Here is a 25006-nt window from a genome sequence, read left to right as displayed (position 1 = left end):
CTACATGGCTACAGACGAAACACTTAGCAAGGTACCCCGCAAGACGCGTCTCATCGCGTTCCTTACGCTGGCGGCGATCAAGGTCTTCAGCTTTACCTACCGCTTGCGAGTTGTGGGCCATCCGCAGCACCTGCTGGGCTTGGTGGGGAGAGGCGATTCGGTAGTCGTAGCCTGCTGGCACAACCGCATGTTTTACTTCGCCACCTACATTTATCGCTATTTGCTGCGGAACCGCTTCAAGTTAGCCATGATGTCGAGCGACTCGAAGGACGGGGAGATTGGCGCCACCATCGGCAAGTATGCCGGAGCGAAAGTCGTGCGCGGCTCCTCCTCTCGCCGCGGAGCTTCCGGCTTGCGCGGGCTCTATCGAGCGATCGTCAAGGACAAGCACTCCATCATCATCCTGCCCGACGGATCTAAGGGCCCCGTCTACGAAGCTAAGGTAGGCGTGGCGGCCCTCGCCAAGATGACCGGCAAGCCGATCTTGCCGGTTTCGTGCTGGGCTAGCGACTATTGGCGAATCCGCTCCTGGGACCGCATGATTTTTCCCAAACCCTTCTCCCGCATTATGATCACGGTGGGCGACCTGATCGAGGTGCCGCGGCGCGCGGACGACGAGCAATTGGAAGTCTACCGCCAGCGGGTGCAAGTCGAGCTCGACGCGCTGGGCCGAGCGGCGGAAGAGCCGTTCAAGAAAGTTTGCAAGCGCATCTAGAGTTCGCATCTGAGTAGGCCATGCGCTTTCGCCCCTGTATTGATCTAAGAAACGGCAAGGTCGTCCAAATCGTGGGCGGCACGCTTTCCGACAGCTCGGAAGCCAGCGTGCAGACGAACTTCGAGTCCACCATGGCTCCCGCGGATTTCGCTCGCATGTACCAGCGGGACGAATTGACGGGAGGGCACGTCATCGCCCTAGGCCCAGGCAACAAGGAGGCTGCCCTGTCCGCTCTCGCCGCCTATCCTGGCGGCATGCAGTACGGGGGCGGGGTTACCGCCGAAAATGCCTGCGAGTTTCTGGAGGCGGGGGCGTCTCAGGTGATTGTCACCTCTTACGTGTTCCGCGACGGAAAAGTCGATTTCGAACGATTGGAGAAACTTGTCTCGGAAACGGGACGGGAGCGCTTGGTACTCGATTTGAGCTGTCGCGCTCGCGACGGAAAGTACTGGGTCGTCACCGATCGCTGGCAGCATTTTACGGACACCTGCGTGAATGCCGAGACCATCGAAGCGCTAGGCAAGCACTGCAGCGAGTTTCTCGTGCACGGTGTTGACGTGGAAGGGCGAATGAGTGGCATCGAGGAAGATCTCGTGCGTATGCTCGGGGCAAATTGCCAATTGCCAATGACTTACGCTGGTGGAGCTCGAAGCCTGGAAGATTTAGATAAGGTGGAGTCGCTGGGCGGCGGAAAGGTCGATCTCACCATCGGCAGCGCCTTGGACATTTTTGGAGGACAAGTCGCCTACGAGGACGTGCTGGCTTGGCACCGCCGCCGCAACTCCTGAGCCAGCCGCTCACGGCGGGGCTTCCTGCGGGCGGGCAGGGGCTGCCACCTATGCGAATTTGAGTGGTATCCGCTCTACAGTAGGAATCCCTTGGACCGATCCTATTAGCGAACTCTTGGAGGATCGCATTTATGAAACAGCTCGTACGCTCCGCACGGACCAAACCATTCACTTACTTTTCCCGGATCGCCTTGACCACAGGCGCGCTTGCTGCCGCTGCTGTCGCAAACGCTTCCGATTTCAAGGAGACCGAGACCGAGTGGGAGTTCAAATCCGGTTTGGACAAGGCTGCCTTCGCCTCCGCCTTCAACTCCAAGATCAAAGAGGGATTCCGTATTGCGGACATCGAAACCTACCGCAGCGGCCGTTCCACCACGGTATCCACGATTTGGACAAAGCTGAGCGCCGACGAAGTCTGGCAGGTGGAAATGTCGCTTCCTGTGGCGGAGTTTCTGGAAAAGCACGAAGGCCACGTGGAAAACGGCTATTCGCTCGTCGAGTTCGAGATCGATCGCTTCGGAGCCACCTTGCATTTTTCCGGTATTTGGATGAAGGGCCAGGAGGGCTTGGAGACTGAATTTTACTTCGGCATGGAGAGTCTTGCCTTCTCGAACCGCTACGGGGAAATGGCGGACCGAGGCTTCCGGCTCGTCGACTTCGAAGCTTACGAGGCCAACGGCAAGTTCCGTCACGCTGGCGTCTGGATGAAGAACGACGGCCACGAGGTTCGCTTCTACCGCGGCATTCAAAAGAATCGATTCAGCGAAGTCGCCCGCACGCTTGACGAGGCAGGGTTTCGCTTGCTCGACATCGAGGGCTACAATTTCGAAGGCGACTTCGTGTTTGGAGCGGAGTGGGTGAAGCGAAAAGAGTGGCAAGAGAGCCAGTTCGCGTTCGACCTGCTTCCAGACGAATTCTACAACAAGAATTCTACGTATGTGAACGATGGATACCGCCTCACTGAATTCGAAACCTACGAGGACAATGGCGTAGTCTACTACTGCGGCAGCTGGCTGAAGGGAAATCCCGCCAACTACGTGCCCGAGGAGACGAAGTCAGCCGCTGGCAAAAAGAAGAAGTCTTCCCTCGAGCAATTCCGCTCCGGCAACTAGCCGCATGTCATGCGTCGAAGGTCGCATGCGACGTAGCGCGGAGATTTAGCCAGCGTCCGCAGTTCATGATCCTAACATAAAGTTGTAGGGCTGTCGCTCGCGACACGCCGCGTCAGGAATGATCTTCCATCGCGGTGCGGCGCAAGCGCCGACTCTGCAGTACGAATTTCTGCGGACGACGGCTAAAGGGCGGCGCTACGTTTCGACGCGTGAGTGGGCAAATTTCGCAGTAGCGATGTTTGCTAGCCATTACTTCGCCTGAGCCAGCTGCTTCTGCCAATCCTCGAGGATCTGGTTGGTACGCCGCGTGTCGGAGAGCGTCATGTAAGGAGCATTTGGACGCTCGCCCGCCACCAGCTGGGCAAAGGTGTCGGCTTCCACTCCGTAAAGCTCCCGCCTATCTTGTCCGCTGACGATGTCAGGTTTCGAAGCGTCGGAACGGTAGTGGTGGAAGCTCCAAACTCCGCCTCGGGGAGATACGATCCAAGGTTCGGCGATGTCGATCCAGCCTTCGCTGCCGTAGATGCGAACATGGTTGTTTTGGGCCAGCTGGGTACTGCAGGAAATTTGAGCGCGCAGTCCGCTGGAGAAATCGAGGTTGGCGATCGCTAGGGTATCGGTCCCGCAACGGGGATCGATCTGGCCGAGGCCTCCGCTGCATGTCACGGCCGTTTCGCTCCCGCCGTTGGCGAGGTCTGCCACCATGCACGCGAAGGATGCCGGGTAGCCGCCGACATCTAAAATACCGCCGCCGCCAAGTTGCTTCGCAAAGAGTCGCCCTTCAGGATCGAATGGGGCATGAAAGCCGAAAGCGGCTTGCACCAGCTTCACTTCACCGATGGCTCCTTCCCGAATGAGTTGGGCGACTTTGGCAGTCTGCGGATGGCAGCGGTACATGTAGGCTTCGACAAGCGTGACCACCGCCTTTTCGGCCGCCGCGATAATGGCTTCCGTTTCCTGGCTATTCATGGCGATCGGCTTCTCGCAAAGGATATGCTTGCCGGCTTCGGCTGCAGCAATCGCCATCTCTGCGTGAAAGGGGTGGGGGGACGCGACATAGACCGCGTCGAGGTCGTCGCGAGCCAGCAGCTCCGCATGGCTGCCGTAAGCGGAGCAGTTCCCGTGCTTAGCGGCGAATTCCTGCGCCGTCTCCAGGTTGCGGCTGGATACCCCAACGAGCTTTCCGGAGTTCGAGCTGGCAACTCCCTCGGCGAAGCGACCTGCGATAAATCCAGTGGACAGTATTCCCCAACGTAGTTTCGGCATGGCAAGCGATGTTGAGGTCCGGCCAAAGTTTGGCGAGACTTGATCGTGTGACGGCTGGATTTACGTTTGCCTTTCGGCGGTCATCAGTCTCCTTCGTGCCCATGGATTTCGAGTTATGGCGATGGGCAATGTTTGCGCTGGCTGCCTTGATCATTGGATTGAGCAAGAGCGGCGTGCCTGGGCTTGGAATTCTCAATGTAGCGATTTTTCAGATACTGATGGAATCGAAAGAAGCGGTAGGTTTCGGCCTGCCGCTTTTGATCGCGGGCGACCTCTGCGCCTTGTTGATCTATCGCAAGCATGCGGAGTGGAAGCACATCGTTCGCTTGGTGCCATGGGCGGTGGCTGGAGTGGTAATCGGTTGGCTGACCTTGGGAGCCATGCAGGAGAACCAAGCGCGGCTAGTCATCAGTATCGTATTGGCCGTGATGCTCTGCTTGCACGTGCTGCGCGAAAAGTACCCGAAACGAGTCAACGAGGCATTGCCTCATAGCTACGGGGCTGCGGCTACGATCGGCGTGATCGCCGCCTTTGTATCGACCTTGGCGAACGCGGCTGGCCCGATCATGATCCTGTTCCTCTTGTCCATGCGTCTGCCGAAAATGGCCTTCATGGGCACGAGCGTCTATTTCTTCACCTTCCTCAACATCTTCAAAGTACCCTTCTTGCACGAGCAAGGACTGGTCAACTGGGGCAGCTTGGAGGCGAACCTAAAGCTGCTGCCCTTCGTGCTGCTTGGAAGCGTTTGCGGCTATCTGTTCGCCAAGAAAATTAGCCAGGCTTGGTTCGAACGCATCGCCTTTTGGCTGACAGTTGCGGCGGTGGCCTACATGCTCTTCATTTCTTTTTAAGCTATGGCGCGCAAGGGAGTAAGAGATTTGTGGAAAGCGAAGGTCGAAGGAAAGGCCGTGAACTCCAATCTGGGAGCCATGGCTTCCTTGGTGAAGAAGAAGTACGTGGGAACCATCCTTGGAGTCGATCCGAGTCTGCGCGGCTCGGGCTTCGCGGTGGTGGAGTTTGCCAGCGGTGGCCGACAAACCTTACTGCGAAGCGAGACGCTGAAACAGCGAGCAAAGGTGAGCATGCCGCAGTGCTTGGGCAATATTTGCGAAAAAATGCTCCATCTTTTGGATACCTACGAAATCGACGTGGTTGCTCTGGAGCAAACGATCTACGTGCAAAACTACCAGACTGCCCAAATTCTGGGAGCCGCTCGCGGAGCTGCGATCGCGGCCGCCGCAATGCGAGGCAAGGAAGTTTTCGAGTACCCGCCATTGAGGGTTAAGCAAGCTGTGGTCGGCAATGGTCGCGCCTCCAAGGAACAGGTAGCAAAGACGGTTCGAACCTTGCTGGGACACGGCGCCTTGCTGGAGCTGGACGAATCTGACGCCGCCGCCGTGGCCATGACGCACGCTTTCACTGGCTAGTTGCCTTGAGGGGCGACCATTACGTCAAGACGACAGGCTTCGCGTGATGAAAGCTCAGTTCCTTGCTGTTTTTTACATCCTGTGGGAAGTGACCTTGCGTCGCGATTGGAGATCGGTTGATCGCGACGCAAGGTCGCTTCCTACGGAAGAATAGCAGGTAAGAAAGAAGCCAGGAACTGCAATGTCAGCGCACCAGCGGCCTGCGCTCAGATCTCGACCGCCTTCAGCGGTTCCGGGTCGATCACGTTGACGGGGTGGTCGGCGGCTTCGAGCGCTTGGCTGAACCACTCGCGGGCGCCTGGGTCTCCATGCGTCAAAACGATGGACTTGGGCTCAGCCGCGAGGGCGAATTCCAAAATCTCCTCTCGATCGGCGTGCCCGCTCATCTCGTAGCGATCGACTTCCGCAAGCACAGGGCACTGGTAGTCGAGCACGTCGAAGAGAAACGTTTGCCCTGGCTTGGTCTCTAGCAAACGACCGCCCGGCGTATCCGGGTCACAGTAGCCGACGAAGCAAATCGCGTTGCGCGAGCTTCCTAGGATCGTGGATGCGAGCTGGTAGCTGGGGGTACGTTCCACCAACATTCCGCTGCTCAGCACGAACACGCCCGGCTCTCCTGGCTCCTTGCCGGGCACGAGCTTGCGAGGCGGGCGCTTGAGTCGCAGCTCCTTGGTCACCTTGCGGGTATAGCTGATTAGCTGGGTTCGCTTGGTTATGTGGTCGAAGTAGTCTGCGATATCGAGTCCGAGGCCGGCTCCGTAGACGGGGCAGCGAGGGAGGCGTCCATCCTTGCGGGCATCGTTGAGCAAGGTCAGCAGCTCCTGCATGCGACCGAGGGCGAAAACGGGGATGAGCACCGACCCGCCGCGGCGAATCGTTTCACCCACCTTCTTAAGGAGTCGCTTCACTTCGCTTTCGCGCGTCGTTCCTTCCGTGCGCTCGGTTTCGCCGCGGGTGGTTTCGATCACCATAGCGTCGAACTTCTTGGCTTTCGGAAAACGCGCTCCGTTGAGGACGCGTTGATCGTCGAAAAGAACGTCGCCCGTAAAGAATACCGTCTTGCCTCCGTGCTCGATCTGAAATCCGCCCGCGCCCGCGACGTGGCCCGCTTGGTAGAGCGTGATGGTGAGGGCCTCGCCGTTGCGGTTGAGTTGCAGCGGCTGCTTGTACTTTAGAGGCTCGAAGCGGCCCGCAATCCCATCGATATCCTCGTGCGTAAAAAGTGGATACTCAGGTATGCGCTTCTCCTCCTTTTGCCGCTTCATCACGTTGCAGGAGTTGTGCAGCATGCGTTCCACCAGCATTTGGCTGGGCAAGCTCATGAAGACGCGGGCCTTGGGGTGGCGAGCCAAAAGCACGGGTAGGGAACCGATGTGGTCCAGATGGCAATGCGTCACGATTACAAAATCGATTTCACGGTCTCCGATATGATCGAAATCGGGCATCGCCTCCTTCCCGGTCATCTTCGGATGCAGACCAGCGTCGACCACGAAATTGTAGCTCCCTGCCTCTACGAGCATGGAATTCGAGCCGATGCCTCCTTCTCTGTTTAAATCCGTGATTTTCATGCCTCTGGAAAAGGGCAGGATGGAGAGGGAAAGCCCCTCAGCGGTCAAGGCATTTGCAAGCAGCCCTATTCGGAGCCGGCCTCGATCCCTGCTAGGGACTTCAGTACTTGCGAAGCCGCGAAAAAGCCGAAGGTTCCCGTTAAGTGGGTAGCAGCTCCGTAGCCGCTGGAGCAGTCCAAGCGCACGCTCTTGGAGCCTAGCTCTTCCTCGCCGTCAATGTCGCAAGATTCCGGATACAAGGGTTCCTCCGGCGAAAAGACGCAATCGATGTGGAACTTGCGTTTCTTCTGGCGAGGAAAACCGTGTTGCTGGCGGAGTTGCTTGCGCACTCTCTTGAGCAACTGGTCGTTGATCGAGCGAGCCAAGTCGCAAATCTGAACTTGCGTGGGATCGATCCGTCCACCGGCTCCGCCGATGGTGAGGACCGGCGTTTCCGACTGCTTGCAAGCCGCGATGAGGGCAACCTTATGATTGGTGCTGTCGATGGCGTCGACCACGTAGTCGAATCCGGCTGCAAGGATCTCGTCTACGTTTTTGGCGGTAAGGAAGGTGTGAAGAGTCGACACTTCGCACTCTGGATTGATGGCGCGGCAGCGTTGGGCCATCGTCTCGATCTTGGAAGCGCCGATCAATCCGTCCAGTGCGTGGATCTGGCGATTGATGTTGCTTTCGCAAATGTCGTCCAAGTCGACAAGGGTGAGCTTGCCGATACCGCTGCGGGCCAAGGCTTCCACGATCCAGGAACCGACGCCACCGATTCCAACGATGCAAACGTGGGCCGCGCGAAAACGCTGCAGCGCAGCCGCTCCGTAGAGCCTGCCGATGCCGCCGAAGCGAAAGTCGTAATTTGCCTGCGTTTCTGCCATTTGCCCGCGTAAGAGGCTGTCCTTAGTGCGGATCTTGCGGGTTCTGGCAAGCGCGCTTTTTCACTCGAGGGACTCGAAGACCTGCTCGAGCTGAACGGCTTCGGCCAAGTGGCGAGGGGTGATCATCTTACGCTGCAAGGGCAGGCTGGGGTCGATATGTCGGATGAAGGCTTCATGGGGTTTCCAGTTGAGGTCGCCCAGAGTAACCACTTTTCCGAGGTCCTCGCCGTACACCGAGCGGAAGGCTTTGAAGATCAGTTCGGAGCAATAGATCTTTTCGTCGTCGAAATCGTACTGGATGTCGTAGCGGCGTCCCATGTAAGGCTCCGTGGCGGCGAGCAGTTCCTCTATGCGGTCGCGGTACTCGGGCTTAAGCCTGTAGACGTCGTAGTCCTGGGCAACGCCTTGCATGATCCAGGTAGTGAGCGGAACCGCGCGCACCGGGCCAATCGCCTCGTGAATCACCCACTTTCCGTCAACTTGGTTGAGGATGCCGCAGTGGCTGTAAGGAGACTCCGTAACGCCTTCGATCGCTTCCACCAAGGCGGAGGGAAGTAAGGACTGGAAATAGATGTCTCCCACCTGCGGCTCGTAGTCTTCAGCTACAAGCAGCGGAGCGAGGAAAGCGGCGAGTGGAACGAGCAGGAATTTCATTTGAGGAATTAGGAGGGGGTACGAGCTCGGTCCTGCGACACTGAAGCAGGCATATGCGTTCCTCCTTTGGCTACTTTTTCCAAGTGAAGGTCACTTGAAACTCTCTTGGTTCGTCAATGGTCACCAAGCCGTTGCTGGCGATTCCACTAACGTTCCGCTCGTCGAAAGCGTTGCTAAGGTGCAGGGAAAGGCTGCGTTGGGCGTCGATTTCGAAGTGGGCGCCGAGAGACAGATCCGCGGTCGCTCCCAGCCTGCGGGTGTTGCCGAGGTCTTCCCAGCTGCGGTCGTACCAGCGGTAATTCGTCCAGAGCGTTAGAGAGTCCTTGGCCTTCCACTCGAGGCCAGCAACAGCTTTCCAGGGAGCGGATTGGGGGAAAGCATTGCCCTGCAGCTCTTCCAGTTCGTCGTTTCGAATTTCAGTTTCCGCATAAACTGCGGTCAATGTGGCTCGCAGTGACTGGCTCAGTTGGCGCTTCGCTTGTAACTCGATTCCTGATACATGGCTACGGTCCAAGTTTACGCGGGCGCTGCCGGAGCCTCCTGGAGGGATGAACCCAAAACGCGGGTCGAAACCGGATTCGGTGGTGAGAAGGGCGTTGGCTACCATTTCGCTCGCCTCGTAGAAGAAGCCTGAAAGGCGCAGACCGCTGAGCCCATCCGCGGAATGGTGGTGATAGGAAATTTCTAAGCCCTGATGGCGTTCGTTCGCCAATTCGGGATTCGCTTCGGTGATATCGTTGCGAACGCGAAAGGGGCGATAGAGCTCGTTCAAAGTGGGCGAGCGGTATCCGCTAAAGAGGGCGAACTGCGTATTTGAATTTTCAGTCAGCTTATGGGTCCAATTCAAGTTTCCGCTCAGTACCGTACGCGTCGAGTCAGCGTAGGCTTCGTCGAGCAAAAGGTTGCCGTTCTCTGTATCCGTCTCGGTGCGACGCCCTTCCTCGCTTTTTAAGTCCTCCAAGCGAATCGTTCCCGTCAGCGTGTCACGGTCGCTCAGTTCGGTTTCAAATTGAGTGAACAATCCAATAAAGTCCTGCTCGCCTCCCGCATAGCGCTCGCGAGTGAAGCCCGATCCTAAGTTGCGATAGCGTTCGTTGACCGCACCCTCCAACATACGAAAATCTACCCCTGCTGCGTATCGCAGGCCGAGGTCGAATTCGCTTCGATAGACTAAAGCGCCTCCTAGGGCTTCGGCTGGAACATCGTATTGATCGAGGGCAGGGCGTTCTGAATTGCGATCGTCCTCCACTGAGGTGAATACATTGCGAAACGTTCGGTCTTGCAGGTAGAGACTCAGGTTCAGGGTCGCGTCTTGATCTGGGATTTCACGCTCCGCAACCCAAGAAAGGTCCAAGCCCTCCGTGTCGTTTCTTCCAAGTGGAGTGCCGTTGCCTCGCTCCTCGTCGAAGAGTCGAAGGCTGAGCTGGGACTTCCAAGCTTCGTTAGGCTTCCAGCTCACTCGGGTGTTCAGAATTGCGGCAGAGGAATAGGCTGCTTCGTCTACGGTACCTCTTTGACTTTCCGCCAAGGTGTGAAACCCATCGCTATCGAATCTGCGTATTCCAATGTCAAATACAGCCTCGTCGCCTGCAGCATAGGCAGCGTAGGCCTTCAGGTCGTAGCTCTCGGCGCTGCCAATGCTTGCTTGAAACAGGCGAGCTCCTGCAGCCGCTTCCTTGGCAACCATAGAAACAAGTCCGCCGGAGGCCATATTTCCCCATGTCTCCGCAATGCCGCTTGGGTAAATATGGAGGGCGTCAAGCTGCGTAAGGTCGTATTGGTGCCAATATACCCAAGCGCCGAAGGGGTCGTTTTGCGGTACGCCATCGAAGAGAACCAAGGCTCGCGAGCTCGCGTTGGCTCCGAAGTTTCGGAGTCGAACCCCTTGGGTCGTAGGATGGGCCGCCAGCGAGTTCGTACGCCGAAAGGAAGCGATCCCCGGGTAGATAGCGAGCGAATCCGCAATATCGCGAAACTGCCCGAGTTCGAACTCGCGTATCCCTAGCTTCGATACAGCCGCCTGGGAATAGCTTTGGTTCAGCTGGATCCGCTCAGCGCTAGCGAGGAGCGGATTCAGTTCGAAGGTATCCTCCTGGGCCTCGAGTGAGGCAAACCCAGCGAGGGCGCCGATTAGCGCGAAAGCGCAGTTTTTTCGCATAGGGCTGAGCAAATGGGTCAGGCGTGTTTTAGTAGGGGCCTCGAATGTGGTCGCGGACCTCGTTCTTGTAAAAGTCGCGCAAGCTTTGGTGCAGCTCCGGCGATAGGGGCTCTAGGTCCGCAATGGCCGCGTTGCCTCGAGCTTGCTCGACGCGAGTGGCTCCGGGGATGACTACCGATACCGCATCGTAGTCGAGAATCCAGCGCAAGGCCATTTGTGCGAGCGTAAGTCCGTCAGGAACCATTGGCTTGAGCTGGTCGGCGAGAGCGACTCCTTTCTCGAAGGGCAGGCCCGCAAAGGTTTCGCCAACGTTAAAGGCGGCACCGTCTTTGTTGTAGTTGCGATGGTCCGAAGCTCCGAAAGTCGTATCCACGGAGAACTTACCGCTAAGCAAGCCAGAGGCGAGGGGAACGCGGGCGATCACGCCTACCTGCTTCTTCTGAGCGAGGTCGAAGAGCTTGCGGATCGGCTTTTGGCGGAAGATGTTGAAGATGATTTGCAAGGAGCTCAGGCCCGGAGCCTTCTCGATGCATAGAAGCGCTTCCTCCATGCTTTCCACCGAAGCGCCGAAACGCTTGATTTTTCCTTCTTCAACAAGTGAATCGAGGATGGACCAAACCTCGTCTCCTCGCATCACGTCCGTCGGGATGCAGTGCAGTTGGACCAAGTCGAGAGCATCCGTCTTGAGACGCGTCAATGACTCTTCGACGCGAGCTCGTACGCTTTGAGAGGTGTAGTTGTCGGGATAGAGGTCGCCGAAACGACCTAGCTTGGTCGCCACGAAAATCTCGTCCTGTAAGCCAGCCTCGGAAAGGAAGGAGCCGATGATCTCCTCCGACCTTCCTCCGCCGTAAACGTCGGCGGTATCGAAAAAGCTTACCCCACTGTCTACGGAGGCCTTGAGAATGGCCTTGGCCTCGCCGAGGTCCAGCTCGCCCCAGTCGCTTCCTAGCTGCCAGCAGCCGAGTCCGACGCGCGAGATTTTGCTTTGGTCTTTGCCGAATGGATTGAATTGCATGGTGGTACAGTAGGAGGCCGGAAACGCTGAGCAAACTCATTCCGGGACAGGGAAACTCAACTGTTTGCTCTCACAGATGAAAACAGGCGGGGAAGCGAGGGACGCCGGAAGACTCCTCGAACCTTGACAGGAGCAAGGGGAGCGGTTGTGTTCCCCATCCTCTGATGAAGATTAACGTCCTAACGAAGCTACGACTTAGCAAGCTAGACAGCCTATTCCTCGCTTAAGAATAGGGGCTGTCGGGACGTGCGTATGTATCATCGCTCCTCGGTGAGGAGCTGCTAAAATCGGTTTTACAGAGTTTCGGCCCGGCACCTTTTGGGATTGCCCCTCCCATTTAGAGACGTTCGTTTTCACAACCGATAAAATGCCATGCAAAAAAAGCCCATCAGCAAGTACCGACCCTATCCGGTAATCGATCTGCCTGATCGCCAATGGCCAAGTCGCACCATCGACAAGGCCCCTATCTGGTGCAGCGTAGACCTACGCGACGGTAACCAGTCGCTAGCGATTCCCATGAACGTCGAGGAAAAGGTCGAGCTTTTCAAGACGCTGGTAAACATCGGCTTCAAGGAGATCGAGGTGGGCTTTCCGTCCGCTTCCGAAACGGAGTTCGCTTTCCTCCGTCGCCTTGTATCGGACAAGTTGATACCGGACGACGTCACCATTCAAGTGCTCGTGCAATGTCGCGAGCACTTGATTCGCCGCACCTTCGAATCCCTTGAGGGAGTCAAGCGTGCGATCGTGCATATCTACAATTCCACCAACCCGTTGCAGCGCCGCGTGGTCTTCGGATCCTCCAAGGAGGAGATACGCGACATCGCGGTGGAAGGGGCGCGTTTGGTGAAGGAGCTGGTTCCAACCTTGCCCGGCACTGAAATCGTGCTGCAATACTCTCCTGAAAGCTTTTCCGACACGGAGCTGGAGTTTTCTCTCGAGTGCTGCGAAGCGGTGGCGGACGTGTGGGAGCCAACGCCGGAGCGGAAGATGATTTTGAATCTTCCCGCAACCGTAGAGCTCTTCACCCCGAACGTTCACGCTGACCAAATCGAATGGTTCTGCCGGAACTTCTCCCGCCGCGATAGCGTCGTCATCAGCTTGCACACGCACAACGACCGGGGAACGGGCGTTGCTGCCACCGAGCTTGGCCTCTTGGCAGGAGCGGATCGGGTGGAAGGAACGCTCTTCGGCAACGGCGAACGTACCGGAAATCTGGATATCGTGATCGTGGCCTTGAACATGTACACGCAAGGCCTCGACCCCGAGCTGGACTTCTCCAACCTCAACGACATCCGCGAGGTTTACGAACGGGTAACCAAGATGGACGTGCCGCCGCGCTCCCCTTACGGAGGCGATCTGGTGTTCACCGCCTTCTCAGGCTCCCACCAGGACGCGATCAAGAAGGGCTTTGCCCAGATGCCAGCCGACGAAAAGGCGCTTTGGCAAGTGCCCTACATGACCATCGACCCGAAGGACCTCGGCCGTAGCTACCGGGCCATCATTCGTATCAATTCCCAATCCGGCAAGGGTGGTGTCGCCTACATCATGGAGAAGGAATACGGGTTCAATATGCCTAAGGCCATGCACAAGGAACTGGGCGCAGTGGTTAACGCGATCGCCGACGAAACGGGTGAGGAAATTACCCCAGCCGGCGTTTACGAGTGTTTTCAAAACGAATACATTCGGATACGCGAACCGCTCGATGTGATCGAATACCGATCGGAGCGCCTGGACGACAAGACGGTCGAAGGTTGGGCCGTGGTTCGCCACAACGGCGTCGAGCAAAACCTGCGAGGGACCGGAAACGGCCCCATCGCTGCCTTCGTCGATTCGGTCGCCAGCATCGGCTACTCGGACTTCGAGCTGCTTTCCTACAGCGAGCACTCGCTTTCAAAAGGCGCGCGTTCGGAGGCGGTTTCCTATATAGAACTAAAGGGACCGACTGGGACGAGTTGCTTTGGAGCCGGAATCGATACCAACATATCGATGGCTTCCATTCGCGGCGTAGTCAGTGCCCTCAATCGCTTGGTTAAGGCTTAAGAGGCAGAAACAGCTAACACAAACTCACCAGTCCGGTCTCCTCAAGAGGCCGGACTTTTTTCTGCCTCCCGGCTCGGATGTAGCCAAGGCTGGGTCGAAATCCTTCGGGACTATCCGAAAAAGGAGGATAAGGGGAGGGGGTATCGACCTCAGCTAAAGCGACGTGAAATCGTAAAAAGTACGAATTATCCCGTCTATCCCTGAAACTATGCTAATGTGGCTTAGGCAATAAGCGCAGGATCCGAAGTACTTCTCGGTACGGCCTTACGGACGTACTGCTAATCCAACTCTTAGAATACAATGGTACCGATGATTTCCCACAGAATCACCGCAGGCTTGTTTCAGTACAGCCTCAGCCACGCCAATCGCCCACCGCAGTGGAGCACGGCGAAGGAGGCCCCAAGGATTTGAGAATGACAAGGCAACAGGTCATCGACTTTCTCACCAGCGGCTTCGCCCTCGCCAACTTGCCCGACTCCTTCATGCAGTTGCAGCGTATCGCGAACGATCCGCATTCCGATATTGAGGACGTTGTTGAAGTGGCGAAAAGGGACTCCGAACTGGCGGCCAGCTTGCTCAAGCTTTCGAACTCTTCGTTGTACAACAGCGCGGGAGACGAAATATCCACCATCGAGGGAGCGGCGCAGCTCCTCGGACTGCGGAAGGTCGTGGAAAGCTCGCTCGCTCTGGGCGTAATCAAGAAGATCGATATAGATAGCAGCTGCCTCGACCTCTGCTGCTTTTGGAAACGCAGCCTCGCTGTGGCCACCCTTTCCGAAGACGTTTACCTCGCCACGCCTCGCCACTTGAAGACGATCGTCGATCCCAAGCTGCTCTACACGGCAGGCCTTCTGCACGACATCGGCCTTTTGGCGCTTGTGCAGGGCTTCGCTCCGGAAATGGTTAGGACCGTGGAGACCGCAATCGCGGAAGGGCTCCCCATTCAAGAGGTGGAGTATCGGGAGTTCGGTTTTACCCACCAGGATGTGGGGCGTATCCTCTTCAAGAAATGGAACCTGCCGGAGGAGCTGCAATGCGTCGCAGGTTACCACCACAACCCGATCGAATTGCGCCGGCGCCTCTTCTATCCCTTGGTCGACCTCGTCTACATCGCGGACTACATTTGCTGCGCCAGTTCCCGACAGCCCGTCTCCGCCTTTAAGCCCAAAATGTACGAAGAGGTATGGCGACGATCCGGGCTAAGTCTCGATATGATAGACAGTTTTTCCGATCGCCTCGACGAAGTTGTTGCCTCGACCGAAGCAATCCTGAGCTGCTAGTCCGCGCGGCAATCGCCGCACACGCCGTAGAGTTCAAGCACGTGGGTCACTTCCGTGAAGCCAAGCTTAGTGGCCAGGGTCTCGAGCTTCTCCACTTCGCAGTGGTCCAGCTTCTCAGCCTTGTGGCACTTGCGGCAAATGATGTGGTGATGGTGATGCTCCTCCGCATTCAGTTCGTAGAGCGACTTCCCTGATTCGGTGGGGATACGCGTAGCGATGCCTGCGCTTTCGAAAATCTCCAAATTGCGGTACACCGTGACCAAATCATGGTTTTCCACCCCCAAGGCCAAGTGGGCTTCTTCAGCGGAGAGCGGTTTCTGGCTCTCCACCAGCAGCCGAAGCAGGGCTTTGCGCGGTTCGGTGATTCGATACCGGTCCTTCTTCAGTGAGTTTATCGCGCCCTCGTACTTTTGCTCTGGCTTATCCATCTGCGAATAATGCGAACGCTAGTGCCGTCAAAGCTCTCCACAACCAAAAAGAAGGCGAGCAGGCTCATCTTGCCTCTTGGGACTTGATTCGACGCTGTTGCTCAACGACTTTCGTATTGCCTCGCGCCAGCTATCCGAAGGCCGAGGCATTCTGAAACGATTCCATCCAAAATGTCAGAAGGTCGCAGTCCTTACCGCATCGTCCTACCGTTGCTCATATTCGCAATCACGGTTTTTCTCATAACCTTCGTTGCGAGACAGATGTTCGAGCGCAAAGGGGGCACCCTGCACGTCGAGGTTCCATCCATCCCCGCTGCTGGCGATTTGCTGCCAGGGGAACGCAACACCATCGCGATTTTCCAAAAGGCGTCTCCCTCGGTCGTTTTTGTTTACAACCTGCAAAACCAATTCGACCGCCGCACCTGGAGCGTGTCCGAGGTTCCGCAGGGGTCCGGCTCTGGCTTCCTCTGGGACAGGTCCGGGCACATTGTTACGAATTACCACGTCGTCGCCGGGGCGAACCGTATCGCCGTAACGCTGATCGACGGGAAGACCTACGAGGCCCAGAAAATAGGAGAAGAGCCCAAGAAGGACTTGGCTGTGCTCAAGATCGACTTGCGCGGAACCAATATCACTCCGCTGGGCGAAACAGTCGCTGATTCGTCCAAGGTAATGGTCGGCCAAAAGAGCATCGCTATCGGCAACCCCTTCGGGCTGGACCACACGCTCACGGTCGGAACGATTTCGGCGTTGGGACGTAGCATGGCCTCGATCGTGCAAAACGTAACGATTCGCGACATGATCCAGACTGACGCCGCGATCAATCCCGGCAATTCGGGGGGACCGCTGCTCGACAGCCATGGTCGTCTTATCGGAATGAATACGCTCATCTTGCGTGACTCTACTGGGATAGGCTTTGCCGTCCCTTCCAACACCATTACCCGCATCGTCAACCAGATCATCAAGTTTGGGGAGCCAGTCCGGTCGGGCATCGGCGTAACCGTTGTCAGCGATGGCTCCTTCGTGCAACGACTGGGCTTAAAAGGAGTTATGCTTCAATCGGTACAGGAAGGGTCTCCCGCTGAAGCTGCAGGCCTGCGCGGCCTGGAGCTCAATCGCAGCGGACGTATTGTATTGGGAGACTTGATACAATCGATCGATGGACAGGCGATTGAAACGGTAGACGACCTCTACCATTCCTTCGACCAGAAAAGAGAAGGGCAAACGGTAAATATCGTTTTCTACCGCGACGGGCAACAGTACACCGTGGACATAACGCTCGTCCGCATCTAGCAACTGGAGGAGCCCATTAGCGCGCTGAATGAAGCCATCCGACTCTTGATCCCAAAGGAATAACGTATAATCTGGTGTATTGTCATTGTAGTTCCTAGCATAATTTTAGCCTGCAATTTTTCCGTAGGAAGCGATCTTGCGTCGCGATCAACCGGTCACCCATCGCGACGCAAGGTCGCTTCCTACAAGATGTAATAAAAGTAGGGAACATAACTTACACCGCGCTGCGACAGCCCTATAAATTGAAAAGCAAAAGAAAGACCCATCCATGAGCACCTTCACGTTACGAAGCAACGACCTCGGCGGCAATTTCACCGACGAGCAACTCGCAAACATTTTTGGATACAACGGCGGAAACGTCTCGCCGCATCTCGCTTGGGAGAACGCGCCCGAAGGCACCAAGAGCTTTGCGGTAATTTGCCACGACCCTGATGCGCCCACCCCGAGCGGATTTTGGCATTGGGCTGTTTTCGATATTCCTGCTTCAGTGAGTGAGTTGCCAAGCGGAGCGGGTAATCCTGAAAAGAACCTGTTGCCGGAAAAAAGCTTCATGTCGGAAGTCGATACAGGTATGGCCGCCTACTGCGGACCTTGCCCTCCCTTGGGAGATTTCACGCATACGTATTTGTTTACCGTATACGCGCTCGACGTTGAGTCCTTAGGAATCACCCCGCAAACGCCGCTCGCTCAAGCGAGCTTCATGATGGTGATGCAACATGAGCTCGCGAGGGCCTCCATCGTGTCATACTACAAACCGAAGAAGAGCTAAGCGCACTCGTTCCACAACCGTTTCTCGAGAAGCTCCCGGCCAGTCCGTCGGGGGCTTCTTCCTTTTGTACGAAAGCCTATGCTTGGGAATTCGCGGACTGGCGAGCAGCGGCATCGCCTCGACGCATCAATTTTTAATCAAATAAATGGAATACATTCTGTCGATAACCCCTCTCATCATTAACGACGCGCGTTTCAAGTCAGATCCGACACCTCATATTAGTCTCAAAAACCTTAATAAAAAAGATTATGAAAAAATGGATACGTCTGATTGTAAGCCTGACGCTTGCTGGTTTGATGGTGAACGTTGCTTGGGCAGGGAAGAAAAACGATAAAGGCGCCGCGTTTGGCGCTCTATTTTACGACGGAGAAACCGTCGGCACCGTAGCAACGCCTACCTCCATGCCTGGTCGCGGGGTAGATGTCATCTATGTGCTCAGCAACGGCCAAGAAGGCCAGCTGGGCGTTACCACCGTTGCCCCGGGAGATGCCAATTACCATGGCGGAAAGTGGAAAGTCTATGTTGTGACTTGGGAGGACGAAACGCCTGTGCCGCTATTCAAGTCAGCAGCTGAAGTGGAGGCCTCGCTTGATGCGGGCGACCTTTCGATAATGCGTGTACCGGAGGCGGACTTCGTTTGCCCGGTCCTGCGTAAGCCCAAGGGATAAAACTCTCTATTGCGTAGTTATCAACAAGCGAGCCAAGCGTATCTGAGTCGCTTGGCTCGCTTCCATTTCCAGAGACCGTCCCTAAAATGTAGGAGCGTGCTTGTCACGCGATTGCGTTGCCGGATCAAGGCTGTGAGCACGCTCCTACGTCGAGTGAATTGCGCTTTGTATGAACGATTGGGCGGTCGCTGAGGGAGTTTCGCTCGTCCTTTGTTACCGGGGGGTCAGTAAATGTCTTCTGGTATTTCGCGATAGAAGAGGACGAGAAGGATCCCTAGTCCAAGAGCTTCTTCAGTTAGCGAGAGAAAGGACTCGACAGGTCCTGACTCCCAAGCAACGAGCAGGTAGGACGCTCCAAAAACAAGAGTTAGCCCTAAGGTGAAATGTGCGGTAAGGCTTACTTTCGAACGCCATTCGCTCCTCAAGTGGCGAATCCAAGTGAAGTATTGATAGGTGATCAAAATGAATACCACCATGGTGGCCAAGTTATATTCAGCGAGTTCCGGCACAATGATAAAGGCGTCGTAGGCGCCGTGCGCCAAAACGGCCAAGCCGAAGGTAGATACTGCCGTATTGATATAGGAGCCTCGATAGAGAATCGCTTGCGTCAACGTAAGCCCGCAAATACCAGTCAAGGATAGATGGAGAAAGTTGGCCGTTACGAAACGTCCTACCGCATCCAACCCCTGGCTGCTTTCGAAGTAACCAATGTTTTCTTCGATTGCGAAACCAAGCCCAACAAGACTGGCGAGCACGAAAATTTCGAGTTCGTCTTTCCTTTTGGCCAGAAAGGGAATCAAGGGCACGAAGCACAGCAACTTGAGCAATTCCTCCCGTAAACCAATGCCAGCGAAACAGTAGATCGCTTGGCCAATCAGGTCGTCGCCTCGAGCAAGTCCGAGCTGCTCTTCCTGCCAGTAAATCGCCAGGATTGTCAGGTGAGCAGAAGCAGCGCCTAGGAGCAAGGCGGGGAGGGCAAGCTGAACCGCCGACTCCTTGCAAGACAGCGGCCCGTTAAACCGCAGGAGCAGGCTTGCCCAAGAGGCTCCTGCCAAGAGGGCGAGCGCGAGAACGCTGAGCTGCATGTCTTCGTAAGCTACGGGCAACAGGGTCTTGATCAGCAAGGGCCAATCCATGGGATTCAGAGCGACATCTCGTTTGAGCAAGCTGGGGATCAGTCCATCGTAGTTCGGATCGTCAAGCAGAGGTCGTAGCTCCGAATAGCGCTTGTAGCGCCCCAAAAGCTCAACCAGCAGAGCTCTCGAGTCTTGGCTAGGGTGAGCTGCAACTTCTGCCATTGCCGCTTTGAGCGCCGATCCATCTTTTGGATACGCCATGTAATAAAGAGACAAAGCGAAGTTGGCGAATGCCGGCGGAGGGGCGAGCTCGCTCAATTGGAGCAAGGTGAGCGCGGCATCCTGCTTGGAAGCTCCTGCTATCATAGCTTCTGCATATGCCTGGAGCACGCGATATTGGCTTGGGTCGACGTTCGGCAGCGCGTCGGCGGGAGGGAGTTGCAGCGCGCGTCCTCTCGATTGGATTGAAAGCAGATACTGCAAGGCATATAATTTTTCGGGAAACGAAGAGTCGCTCAGAAGCTCAGCCTTCAAAGCCGCCTCATGCCTCGCCGTGTTGACAGCGATTTGGGTCATTCCGTCCGCTGATACGATGTAAAGCTCGGTTCGTTGCGGAGCAGCCTCACCCGAAGGTTTTACGAGCCACAACAAAGCTCCGAGTCCTAGGAAAAAGGCCAGCAAAAGAGCAGCGCTCTTCCACAGGAAACTAGCAGTTCGCGTTAATTCGTAAAGTCGCCGATCGTTCACTGAAGACTGTCACTGTTTCCCAAATGGGTATTTTTATTGGATGCTAGATTCTGGATACAGCAGCCGCTTCGCTTCATTGGTTCTCGACCAAAACGCGTTGGGGTTGACCTTTTTCGTGAACACGAAAAACGATCAGCTCTACGCCTTCCGCTCCAGTCCGGGCTGTGTGTATTTGCTTTAAGGGCACCATGCCAGCATCGCCCGCAGCGAACGCGACCTCATCCTTGCCGTCCTGCACAAGCGTGACGGCGCCCGAGACGATATAGACAAATTCCTCTCCTGGGTGCCAGTGCTTGGGAAGCTGGGAATGGGGAGGGATCGAAACTTTGCTCATAAAAACTTCCAAGTGATCCGCTCCCGCGAGAGGACTGTGCAGCAGGCTCTCCATGGCCAGTTCGCTTGAGACGGGAATAGAGTGCTCCGGATGCCCGCTCGCCAAGGATAGACAAAAAAGAGCAGCGAGGCATGAGACGATTGTCGAAGGTCGAGTTTTCATTGCAGAAATCGTTAGAGGTTTGAGGAACTGTACCTTAATTGAGACGCTTCCGGTAGACTCCATTGAAGTCTTCGTCCACAAGTACGATTGTAACGGGCTTGTTCAAAACATCCGCTTCGATGTCAGCGGCGAAATTCCTAAAAATGGAAAGGGTTGCCGGATCCTCCCAGCGATCTCGCAAACAGGAAAGGTACAGCTCGTATTTTTCCTCCTCTAGCCTAATCTGTACGGGAACCGAGTATTCAGAATCGAAATACTCGATGTCCACGAGGTATTGCCCCAAGGCTTTGACCGTTTCCGTTTCCACGTTTTCGCCATGATAGATTTCGTTGCCGAGCAAGCCATCGCTGTAGACGGGCTTCTCGAACTCGAATGGCGTGAGCATGGGCACGTACAAGAACAATATCAGAGCTAAGGTGACTACGAGCGAAAGAGTGGACCACCCAGCGACAGCCCAGCCTGAAGCCTTCTGGCCAAGCTTTGCGAAGTGCGTCCGCAGCAGCTCGCCTTGCAGGTTTTCGGTTAGCAGGTAGGCGATCAAGCCGGTGAGCCCTCCCCAAGCGGCAGTTGGAATCTTGTCGAGCACGCTCTGCGGAATCTCGGATACGAGCCAGAAGTAGGAGAGGGTCAGTCCGAGGCCGAGCAGGTAAGTCTGGTTACGCTGCTTCTTGCGTCCGAGTTGAGAAAAGTTGAGCCCGAGTAGCGTCGTTGCCGCGAGCGGACCACCAATGAATGCGCCGATCCCTATTGCTTTGGCTGTGAAAAGTTTAGCGGACGGTGGCTCTACGTCTGGAATCGGAGAGGAGGAGGCTTCATTGCTCATGGCGGAGAGGGATTCGATCGTTTAGGGAATCAGAGCGATGCAGCATTCCCCGCACAACTGCAACCTTTCATCGCCAATTGGCGGCGGCCTCCGAAGGGCTCTCAAGCTAGGGCATTTTCAATGGCATGTAGGTCGAAGGCTAGCGACAAAATAGCCTGCCACCTCAAAACGGATGACAGGCCATCGACAAAAAGTCGCGATTCAAACGCGGCGCTTCTTTACCAGCTGAAAGTGTTGGTGAGCATGTAAGTGGTGGGTACGGCGAGCGAGTAGATGTTGTTGTCTATCACGGTGCCATCGGATGTCACGGATTCTGGATTTAAAGCTCGAACGCGCAAACCGTCCTTGTTGGAAGAGTCGATGAGACGAGTCGCGTTCAGCTGGATGTTCCAGTTGATGCGTCCATCGTTGATCTTTGTTCTGTATCCAATTTTCAATCCACCGGTTAGGATTGAGTCGCCGAAGATTGTGGCGTCGGGATCGCCCACCGTAGCGAAGAAGTCTTCTCCGGGCAGGTTCCCGAGAGCGGGCACGAAGTCGGCGACGGGTACGTCCTTCGTGTTGGACCCCAGAGCCTTTCCGTCCTCCCAAATCAAGTTGCCGCCCACGGAAAACCCTTTGAATCGACCATCGGTAAAGCTGTAGTTCGTCAAAAGCTTGGCGGTGTATTCAGAGATACCGAGATTCGGACGACCGTCATTCAACTTGGAGGTAACGTAACGGGGCATCACGCTGTTGAAGAATTGGCGCAGCAAGGTGCCGTCCGCAGCGGTCCCATCCGAGTTTAGGATATTTTCGGCAAGCGTGCCGTCCGTCTTGAGCCCTTCCTGAAAGAACGGGAGATAGTAAGGCGCTCGGGCAGCCAACCATGAGTCGATTTGAGCGCCTGCGTTGGAGCCTTCGTTCTCCAGGCGGCTGAAGTCGAATTTGAAGCGCCAATTTGGACTGGGGTTGTAGGTGCCCGAAAACTCGAAGCCCTTGGAGCGGGAGTCGAGGGTTGCATCCACATTTTCAGGACGTTGATAAGGGGCGCTCGAGAGCTGGGCGTTGGTGTCGTAAGTTTCCCATTCGTTGAGGCGTCCCGCCTCCTCGAGGGCGGAATAGAGGTTTTCCTCGAACCCGGGAAGGCTGATGGATGCGAGGAAGTTGAGACCGCCGTCGCTGGTGTTGACTTGCGCCGTGTCGTAGAAGGAGAGGCGAAGGTCGAGCTTGTTCTCCATGATGGTCGCGCCGATGCCGACCTCCTCCGTTTCGCCGCCTTGCGGAGCGATAATACGGCCGAAGTTGTCGGTGCGTGGAGCGGATACGTCGAAGTTCTCGGACCGGTTAGCAAACACACGCAGCTTGTCCGGCAGGATATGGAAGATCACGCTTTGCGTCGTCGTCGAAACGTCCTCCAAAGGATTGTTGGCGTCGCCACGAGGACTGTAGTACGCCTTGGAAATGTCCAAGGGGAAGAGCTCGCGTTCGGGGTCGTTGGGATCGATGCGTCCGATCGAATTGTCGAAAGCCTCGGAATCGATGGTGGAGCGGACGTAAGGATAAACCGAGTCGCTGCGGGCGCCCAGCAAGGTAACGATGCGGTCGTTCCACCAGAAGCTTTGGATGGAGCCGCTAATTCCCTTATTGATTTGCTCGCTGTAGTTTCCGCGGTCGATCGAACCGCGACGCAACTCGATAGCAGTGGGGGAGGTGCTGATGGTGTTCGCTCCCGTCCAGTAGTTGTAGCCGATGTCTTGCTCCTGCGCGAGTACGTTGGAGGGAAGCGAATTGATGTTGAGCGAGGTATCGCCGGGTTGTACGGGATCGCCGATGTACCAGAGGTTGTAGACGCGTCGTCCGGCATCGTTGAAGTTGTCTTCGCGTCCCGTTCGAAGGCCGGAGGTCAGAACGCCGTCTACCGTATTGTTGGCCCTGGTTTCCCAGCGGTATTCGAAGTTCTCCTGCCAGCCGTAAGTGTAGACCCCGGTGAGGCGATGCTTCCCGAGCCAGGAAAGTCGCTCGTTGATATCGCTGAAATCCAAGTCGTAATTGGCTTGGGCCTGGTACCCTTCGGTCGCCCTCTCACGGTAAAGTCCCAGCGGACGTCCGTAGATGAAGGGCCGCAGGAAGTTGGGATTCTCCACCTTCTCGCCATTCGCGTCGAGGAAAAGCATGTAGCGGTTGTTGTCCAGCTGGATGGCCTGCGTCTGGGCGATGATGGGGAAGTTCAGCTCGGCTGCGTAATCTTCTTTCATGCCGGAAACGCCGACGTAGAAGTTGTCGTTCACCTTGTGCTCAAGCGTGAAGCCTATCTTCTCGTCTTCTTCGTCGCGATAGTTGCCGGGCAAGGCATTCAAGTCGAACTTGTGGTAAGGGAAGATTCCTGAGTCGGTAACCTGCGGGTCGAGGAAGCCGCTGCGGTTTTCCAGGGGATGCGCGGTGCGGATCAGAGTGCGGCGTTCGGCATTTGGCCCGCGACCACCGTCCGGCAGGCGAGTGCCAGCCAGGTTCATCCCACCGAAGAGGGGCGTGTCCGGCGCATTTCCGTCGTAGTAGATGAGCAGGGCGTTGTCCTGCCCGTCCCAATCGTCACCCAGACGTACTTCACCTGCGGATACGCCGGTTCCAACGCCGTCAATGTCAGAGGTGGCCCCGATAACCCCGGTCGCCCGCCGCACCGTATCCATGTTTTGTGTACCATTGCTATTGCGTACGCCCGGATCGGTTGGATCCCACCAGAAGCCAGCGTCGAACAAAGACTGCTCGAGAGCGGCTCCACTCAATCCATTAGAAACCTGTTGCGCATAGAAGTCGTTGTAGACGGAGAGCCACCCGCTAACGTTGTCGTGTACTGGGCGATAGCCTGGCTGGCGGCTGTAGCGATCGATATTCTCGTAGAATCCAGTAATCGTCGTGTTTTGCGTAGGCCGGTAGGTAAACGTGGCAAAAGCTCGACGATCCAACTCGCGGGCATGTTCGACGTTGTATTGCTGATTCCCCCATTTGCCCGCAAGACGCACCGCGAGCTTGTCTTCCATTAGCACGCGGCTCGCATCGAAGGTCCCGCGCAAGGTGCCGAAGTTATCCGTCACAAAGCTGACATTGTTGATGTCTTGCCCTGTGTGAGCCGTTTTGGCTGCGTAGTTAATGAGTCCGCCTGGCTGTCCCAATCCGAAGAGAATTGAATTCGGTCCGCGCAGGAACTCAGCCCGCTCGATATTGTAACGGTCTCCGCCGATGATGACAGGCAAGAAGCCTTGGGTTTTCGAAGCGTCGCCGAGGCCGCGCACGCGAATCGATCCTTCCGAGGAACGCGGATCGCCGAAGTCGTTTCCGGAATATCCGTCGCCACCCACGATACGGTCGGAGGTACGATCGGTAAGGGCGTTGGTTTCGGCTCCAGCAACCTGCTCCAAAGCGGTCACGAGATCCGTAGCCCCCAAGTCGTCCATGAAGGCCTCCGTTAGCACGGATACCGAAGCGGCCACATCTTTCAGCTCCGTATTCAAGCGGCTTCCCGCAGTGGCGGATTCAGCGCGATAGCCTTCGTCCCTCGAGCCATCCACTTGGAAGGGGGACAAGGTAAATACATTTTCGTCCTCGTCCTGCTCGCCGCCAGCTTGGCCGTACAAGCTGAAGCAGGGGGCTGCGACGACCAGCGAGGCAGCGAGCCATGGCTTCGTTTTGTAGTATTTTTTCATATCTCGGTTTTTTGTAGTATTTGCAGTTTTGTAGTTACGCAGCTCCCCAAAGCTTTTCACATCGAGCCATTCGTCCCGGCATTCGCTTGCGACGAAACAGGCCCCGAAAAAACGGGGAGAGCAAGGGGGGT

Annotated in this window: 21 protein-coding genes; 10 read left to right on the top strand and 11 right to left on the bottom strand. The window is 56.2% G+C overall.

The annotated features are described in order from the left end of the window. The first annotated feature begins 4 nt into the window (after positions 1-4). From IEN85_RS22830 to IEN85_RS22820, 3 genes are all read left to right on the top strand, one after another. Positions 5-715, top strand: coding sequence for a lysophospholipid acyltransferase family protein (locus IEN85_RS22830; protein WP_191619437.1), 711 nt, complete (start codon positions 5-7; stop codon positions 713-715). 20 nt (positions 716-735) lie between these two features. Further along, on the top strand, positions 736-1503 hold the full coding sequence (gene hisA / locus IEN85_RS22825; RefSeq protein ID WP_191619436.1) for a phosphoribosylformimino-5-aminoimidazole carboxamide ribotide isomerase: 768 nt from the start codon (positions 736-738) through the stop codon (positions 1501-1503). A gap of 131 nt (positions 1504-1634) precedes the next feature. After that, positions 1635-2615, top strand: coding sequence for a hypothetical protein (locus IEN85_RS22820; RefSeq protein ID WP_191619432.1), 981 nt, complete (start codon positions 1635-1637; stop codon positions 2613-2615). A gap of 249 nt (positions 2616-2864) precedes the next feature. Here IEN85_RS22820 and IEN85_RS22815 read toward each other — a convergent pair whose 3' ends face one another. Further along, a complete protein-coding gene (locus tag IEN85_RS22815) occupies positions 2865-3881 on the bottom strand; it encodes a Gfo/Idh/MocA family protein (RefSeq protein WP_191619431.1) in 1017 nt (338 codons plus the stop codon). Positions 3882-3889: 8 nt separating this feature from the next. Here IEN85_RS22815 and IEN85_RS22810 point away from each other — a divergent pair, with 8 nt between their 5' ends. Both IEN85_RS22810 and ruvC read left to right on the top strand, forming a co-directional pair. Further along, positions 3890-4732 carry a sulfite exporter TauE/SafE family protein gene (locus tag IEN85_RS22810; protein WP_318186884.1) on the top strand — a complete coding sequence of 281 codons (843 nt, stop codon included), beginning with the start codon at positions 3890-3892 and terminating at the stop codon, positions 4730-4732. Between the two features lie 3 nt (positions 4733-4735). Continuing rightward, positions 4736-5308 (top strand): crossover junction endodeoxyribonuclease RuvC, encoded by a 573-nt coding sequence (gene ruvC / locus IEN85_RS22805; RefSeq protein ID WP_191619429.1) that lies wholly within the window; start codon positions 4736-4738, stop codon positions 5306-5308. A gap of 206 nt (positions 5309-5514) precedes the next feature. Here the strand turns inward: ruvC and IEN85_RS22800 are convergent, their stop codons facing one another. The 5 genes from IEN85_RS22800 to IEN85_RS22780 form a co-directional block, all read right to left on the bottom strand. Beyond that, positions 5515-6876, bottom strand: a complete 1362-nt coding sequence (locus IEN85_RS22800) for an MBL fold metallo-hydrolase (RefSeq protein WP_191619428.1) — start codon at positions 6874-6876, stop codon at positions 5515-5517. A 65-nt stretch (positions 6877-6941) separates the two neighbouring features. Beyond that, positions 6942-7742 (bottom strand): tRNA cyclic N6-threonylcarbamoyladenosine(37) synthase TcdA, encoded by an 801-nt coding sequence (gene tcdA / locus IEN85_RS22795; RefSeq protein ID WP_191619427.1) that lies wholly within the window; start codon positions 7740-7742, stop codon positions 6942-6944. A 60-nt stretch (positions 7743-7802) separates the two neighbouring features. Next, positions 7803-8396 (bottom strand): YiiX/YebB-like N1pC/P60 family cysteine hydrolase, encoded by a 594-nt coding sequence (locus IEN85_RS22790; RefSeq protein ID WP_191619426.1) that lies wholly within the window; start codon positions 8394-8396, stop codon positions 7803-7805. 70 nt (positions 8397-8466) lie between these two features. Continuing rightward, a complete protein-coding gene (locus IEN85_RS22785; protein ID WP_191619425.1) occupies positions 8467-10554 on the bottom strand; it encodes a TonB-dependent receptor plug domain-containing protein in 2088 nt (695 codons plus the stop codon). Between the two features lie 28 nt (positions 10555-10582). Continuing rightward, positions 10583-11572: an aldo/keto reductase gene (locus tag IEN85_RS22780; RefSeq protein WP_191619424.1), complete on the bottom strand. Its 990-nt coding sequence runs from the start codon at positions 11570-11572 to the stop codon at positions 10583-10585. A 372-nt stretch (positions 11573-11944) separates the two neighbouring features. Here IEN85_RS22780 and leuA point away from each other — a divergent pair, with 372 nt between their 5' ends. Together leuA and IEN85_RS22770 are read left to right on the top strand one after the other, a co-directional pair. Then, a complete protein-coding gene (leuA, locus tag IEN85_RS22775) occupies positions 11945-13612 on the top strand; it encodes a 2-isopropylmalate synthase (RefSeq protein WP_191619423.1) in 1668 nt (555 codons plus the stop codon). A gap of 413 nt (positions 13613-14025) precedes the next feature. Further along, complete coding sequence (locus IEN85_RS22770; RefSeq protein WP_191619422.1) at positions 14026-14892, top strand: HDOD domain-containing protein; 867 nt, start codon at positions 14026-14028, stop codon at positions 14890-14892. Here the strand turns inward: IEN85_RS22770 and IEN85_RS22765 are convergent. Then, the gene (locus tag IEN85_RS22765; RefSeq protein WP_191619421.1) at positions 14889-15320 is read right to left on the bottom strand and encodes a Fur family transcriptional regulator; all 432 of its coding nucleotides are present in this window, start codon (positions 15318-15320) and stop codon (positions 14889-14891) included. The two genes, IEN85_RS22770 and IEN85_RS22765, sit on opposite strands and share 4 nt — an antisense overlap. A 171-nt stretch (positions 15321-15491) precedes the next feature. On the opposite strand from IEN85_RS22765, the gene IEN85_RS22760 reads away from it, so the two are divergent. The 3 genes from IEN85_RS22760 to IEN85_RS22750 all read left to right on the top strand — a co-directional run bounded on the left by IEN85_RS22760 (position 15492) and on the right by IEN85_RS22750 (position 18050). Then, a complete protein-coding gene (locus IEN85_RS22760; RefSeq protein ID WP_191619419.1) occupies positions 15492-16613 on the top strand; it encodes a S1C family serine protease in 1122 nt (373 codons plus the stop codon). Positions 16614-16881: 268 nt separating this feature from the next. Continuing rightward, positions 16882-17382: a YbhB/YbcL family Raf kinase inhibitor-like protein gene (locus IEN85_RS22755; protein ID WP_191619418.1), complete on the top strand. Its 501-nt coding sequence runs from the start codon at positions 16882-16884 to the stop codon at positions 17380-17382. Positions 17383-17630: 248 nt separating this feature from the next. Continuing rightward, positions 17631-18050 (top strand): hypothetical protein, encoded by a 420-nt coding sequence (locus IEN85_RS22750; RefSeq protein WP_191619417.1) that lies wholly within the window; start codon positions 17631-17633, stop codon positions 18048-18050. Positions 18051-18274: 224 nt separating this feature from the next. Here the strand turns inward: IEN85_RS22750 and IEN85_RS22745 are convergent, their stop codons facing one another. The 4 genes from IEN85_RS22745 to IEN85_RS22730 form a co-directional block, all read right to left on the bottom strand. Further along, positions 18275-19702 (bottom strand): PrsW family glutamic-type intramembrane protease, encoded by a 1428-nt coding sequence (locus tag IEN85_RS22745; RefSeq protein ID WP_224772878.1) that lies wholly within the window; start codon positions 19700-19702, stop codon positions 18275-18277. A gap of 244 nt (positions 19703-19946) precedes the next feature. Next, positions 19947-20369: a cupin domain-containing protein gene (locus IEN85_RS22740; protein WP_191619415.1), complete on the bottom strand. Its 423-nt coding sequence runs from the start codon at positions 20367-20369 to the stop codon at positions 19947-19949. A gap of 34 nt (positions 20370-20403) precedes the next feature. After that, entirely contained in the window at positions 20404-21192 is a 789-nt protein-coding gene (locus tag IEN85_RS22735; protein WP_191619414.1) for a hypothetical protein, read from the bottom strand. Between the two features lie 218 nt (positions 21193-21410). After that, positions 21411-24875, bottom strand: coding sequence for a TonB-dependent receptor plug domain-containing protein (locus IEN85_RS22730; RefSeq protein WP_191619413.1), 3465 nt, complete (start codon positions 24873-24875; stop codon positions 21411-21413). Positions 24876-25006: the final 131 nt, after the last annotated feature.

Source organism: Pelagicoccus enzymogenes, assembly GCF_014803405.1.
In the GTDB taxonomy this organism is placed as follows: domain Bacteria; phylum Verrucomicrobiota; class Verrucomicrobiia; order Opitutales; family Opitutaceae; genus Pelagicoccus; species Pelagicoccus enzymogenes.
Note: the sequence above shows the minus strand (reverse complement) of the source record. Positions and strands in the feature narration are given on the sequence as shown.

Excerpts from the sequence above, each read along its gene's own strand:
- IEN85_RS22790 (WP_191619426.1), bottom strand. The coding sequence starts at position 8,396 with ATGAAATTCCTGCTCGTTCCACTCGCCGCTTTCCTCGCTCCGCTGCTT.
- IEN85_RS22780 (WP_191619424.1), bottom strand. The coding sequence starts at position 11,572 with ATGCAATTCAATCCATTCGGCAAAGACCAAAGCAAAATCTCGCGCGTC.
- IEN85_RS22740 (WP_191619415.1), bottom strand. The coding sequence starts at position 20,369 with ATGAAAACTCGACCTTCGACAATCGTCTCATGCCTCGCTGCTCTTTTT.
- IEN85_RS22800 (WP_191619428.1), bottom strand. The coding sequence starts at position 6,876 with ATGAAAATCACGGATTTAAACAGAGAAGGAGGCATCGGCTCGAATTCC.
- IEN85_RS22785 (WP_191619425.1), bottom strand. The coding sequence starts at position 10,554 with ATGCGAAAAAACTGCGCTTTCGCGCTAATCGGCGCCCTCGCTGGGTTT.
- IEN85_RS22755 (WP_191619418.1), top strand. The coding sequence starts at position 16,882 with ATGAGCACCTTCACGTTACGAAGCAACGACCTCGGCGGCAATTTCACC.
- IEN85_RS22760 (WP_191619419.1), top strand. The coding sequence starts at position 15,492 with ATGTCAGAAGGTCGCAGTCCTTACCGCATCGTCCTACCGTTGCTCATA.
- IEN85_RS22765 (WP_191619421.1), bottom strand. The coding sequence starts at position 15,320 with ATGGATAAGCCAGAGCAAAAGTACGAGGGCGCGATAAACTCACTGAAG.
- leuA (WP_191619423.1), top strand. The coding sequence starts at position 11,945 with ATGCAAAAAAAGCCCATCAGCAAGTACCGACCCTATCCGGTAATCGAT.
- tcdA (WP_191619427.1), bottom strand. The coding sequence starts at position 7,742 with ATGGCAGAAACGCAGGCAAATTACGACTTTCGCTTCGGCGGCATCGGC.
- IEN85_RS22750 (WP_191619417.1), top strand. The coding sequence starts at position 17,631 with ATGAAAAAATGGATACGTCTGATTGTAAGCCTGACGCTTGCTGGTTTG.
- IEN85_RS22745 (WP_224772878.1), bottom strand. The coding sequence starts at position 19,702 with ATGACCCAAATCGCTGTCAACACGGCGAGGCATGAGGCGGCTTTGAAG.
- IEN85_RS22730 (WP_191619413.1), bottom strand. The coding sequence starts at position 24,875 with ATGAAAAAATACTACAAAACGAAGCCATGGCTCGCTGCCTCGCTGGTC.
- IEN85_RS22830 (WP_191619437.1), top strand. The coding sequence starts at position 5 with ATGGCTACAGACGAAACACTTAGCAAGGTACCCCGCAAGACGCGTCTC.
- ruvC (WP_191619429.1), top strand. The coding sequence starts at position 4,736 with ATGGCGCGCAAGGGAGTAAGAGATTTGTGGAAAGCGAAGGTCGAAGGA.
- IEN85_RS22810 (WP_318186884.1), top strand. The coding sequence starts at position 3,890 with ATGTTGAGGTCCGGCCAAAGTTTGGCGAGACTTGATCGTGTGACGGCT.
- IEN85_RS22770 (WP_191619422.1), top strand. The coding sequence starts at position 14,026 with ATGACAAGGCAACAGGTCATCGACTTTCTCACCAGCGGCTTCGCCCTC.
- hisA (WP_191619436.1), top strand. The coding sequence starts at position 736 with ATGCGCTTTCGCCCCTGTATTGATCTAAGAAACGGCAAGGTCGTCCAA.
- IEN85_RS22735 (WP_191619414.1), bottom strand. The coding sequence starts at position 21,192 with ATGAGCAATGAAGCCTCCTCCTCTCCGATTCCAGACGTAGAGCCACCG.
- IEN85_RS22820 (WP_191619432.1), top strand. The coding sequence starts at position 1,635 with ATGAAACAGCTCGTACGCTCCGCACGGACCAAACCATTCACTTACTTT.
- IEN85_RS22815 (WP_191619431.1), bottom strand. The coding sequence starts at position 3,881 with ATGCCGAAACTACGTTGGGGAATACTGTCCACTGGATTTATCGCAGGT.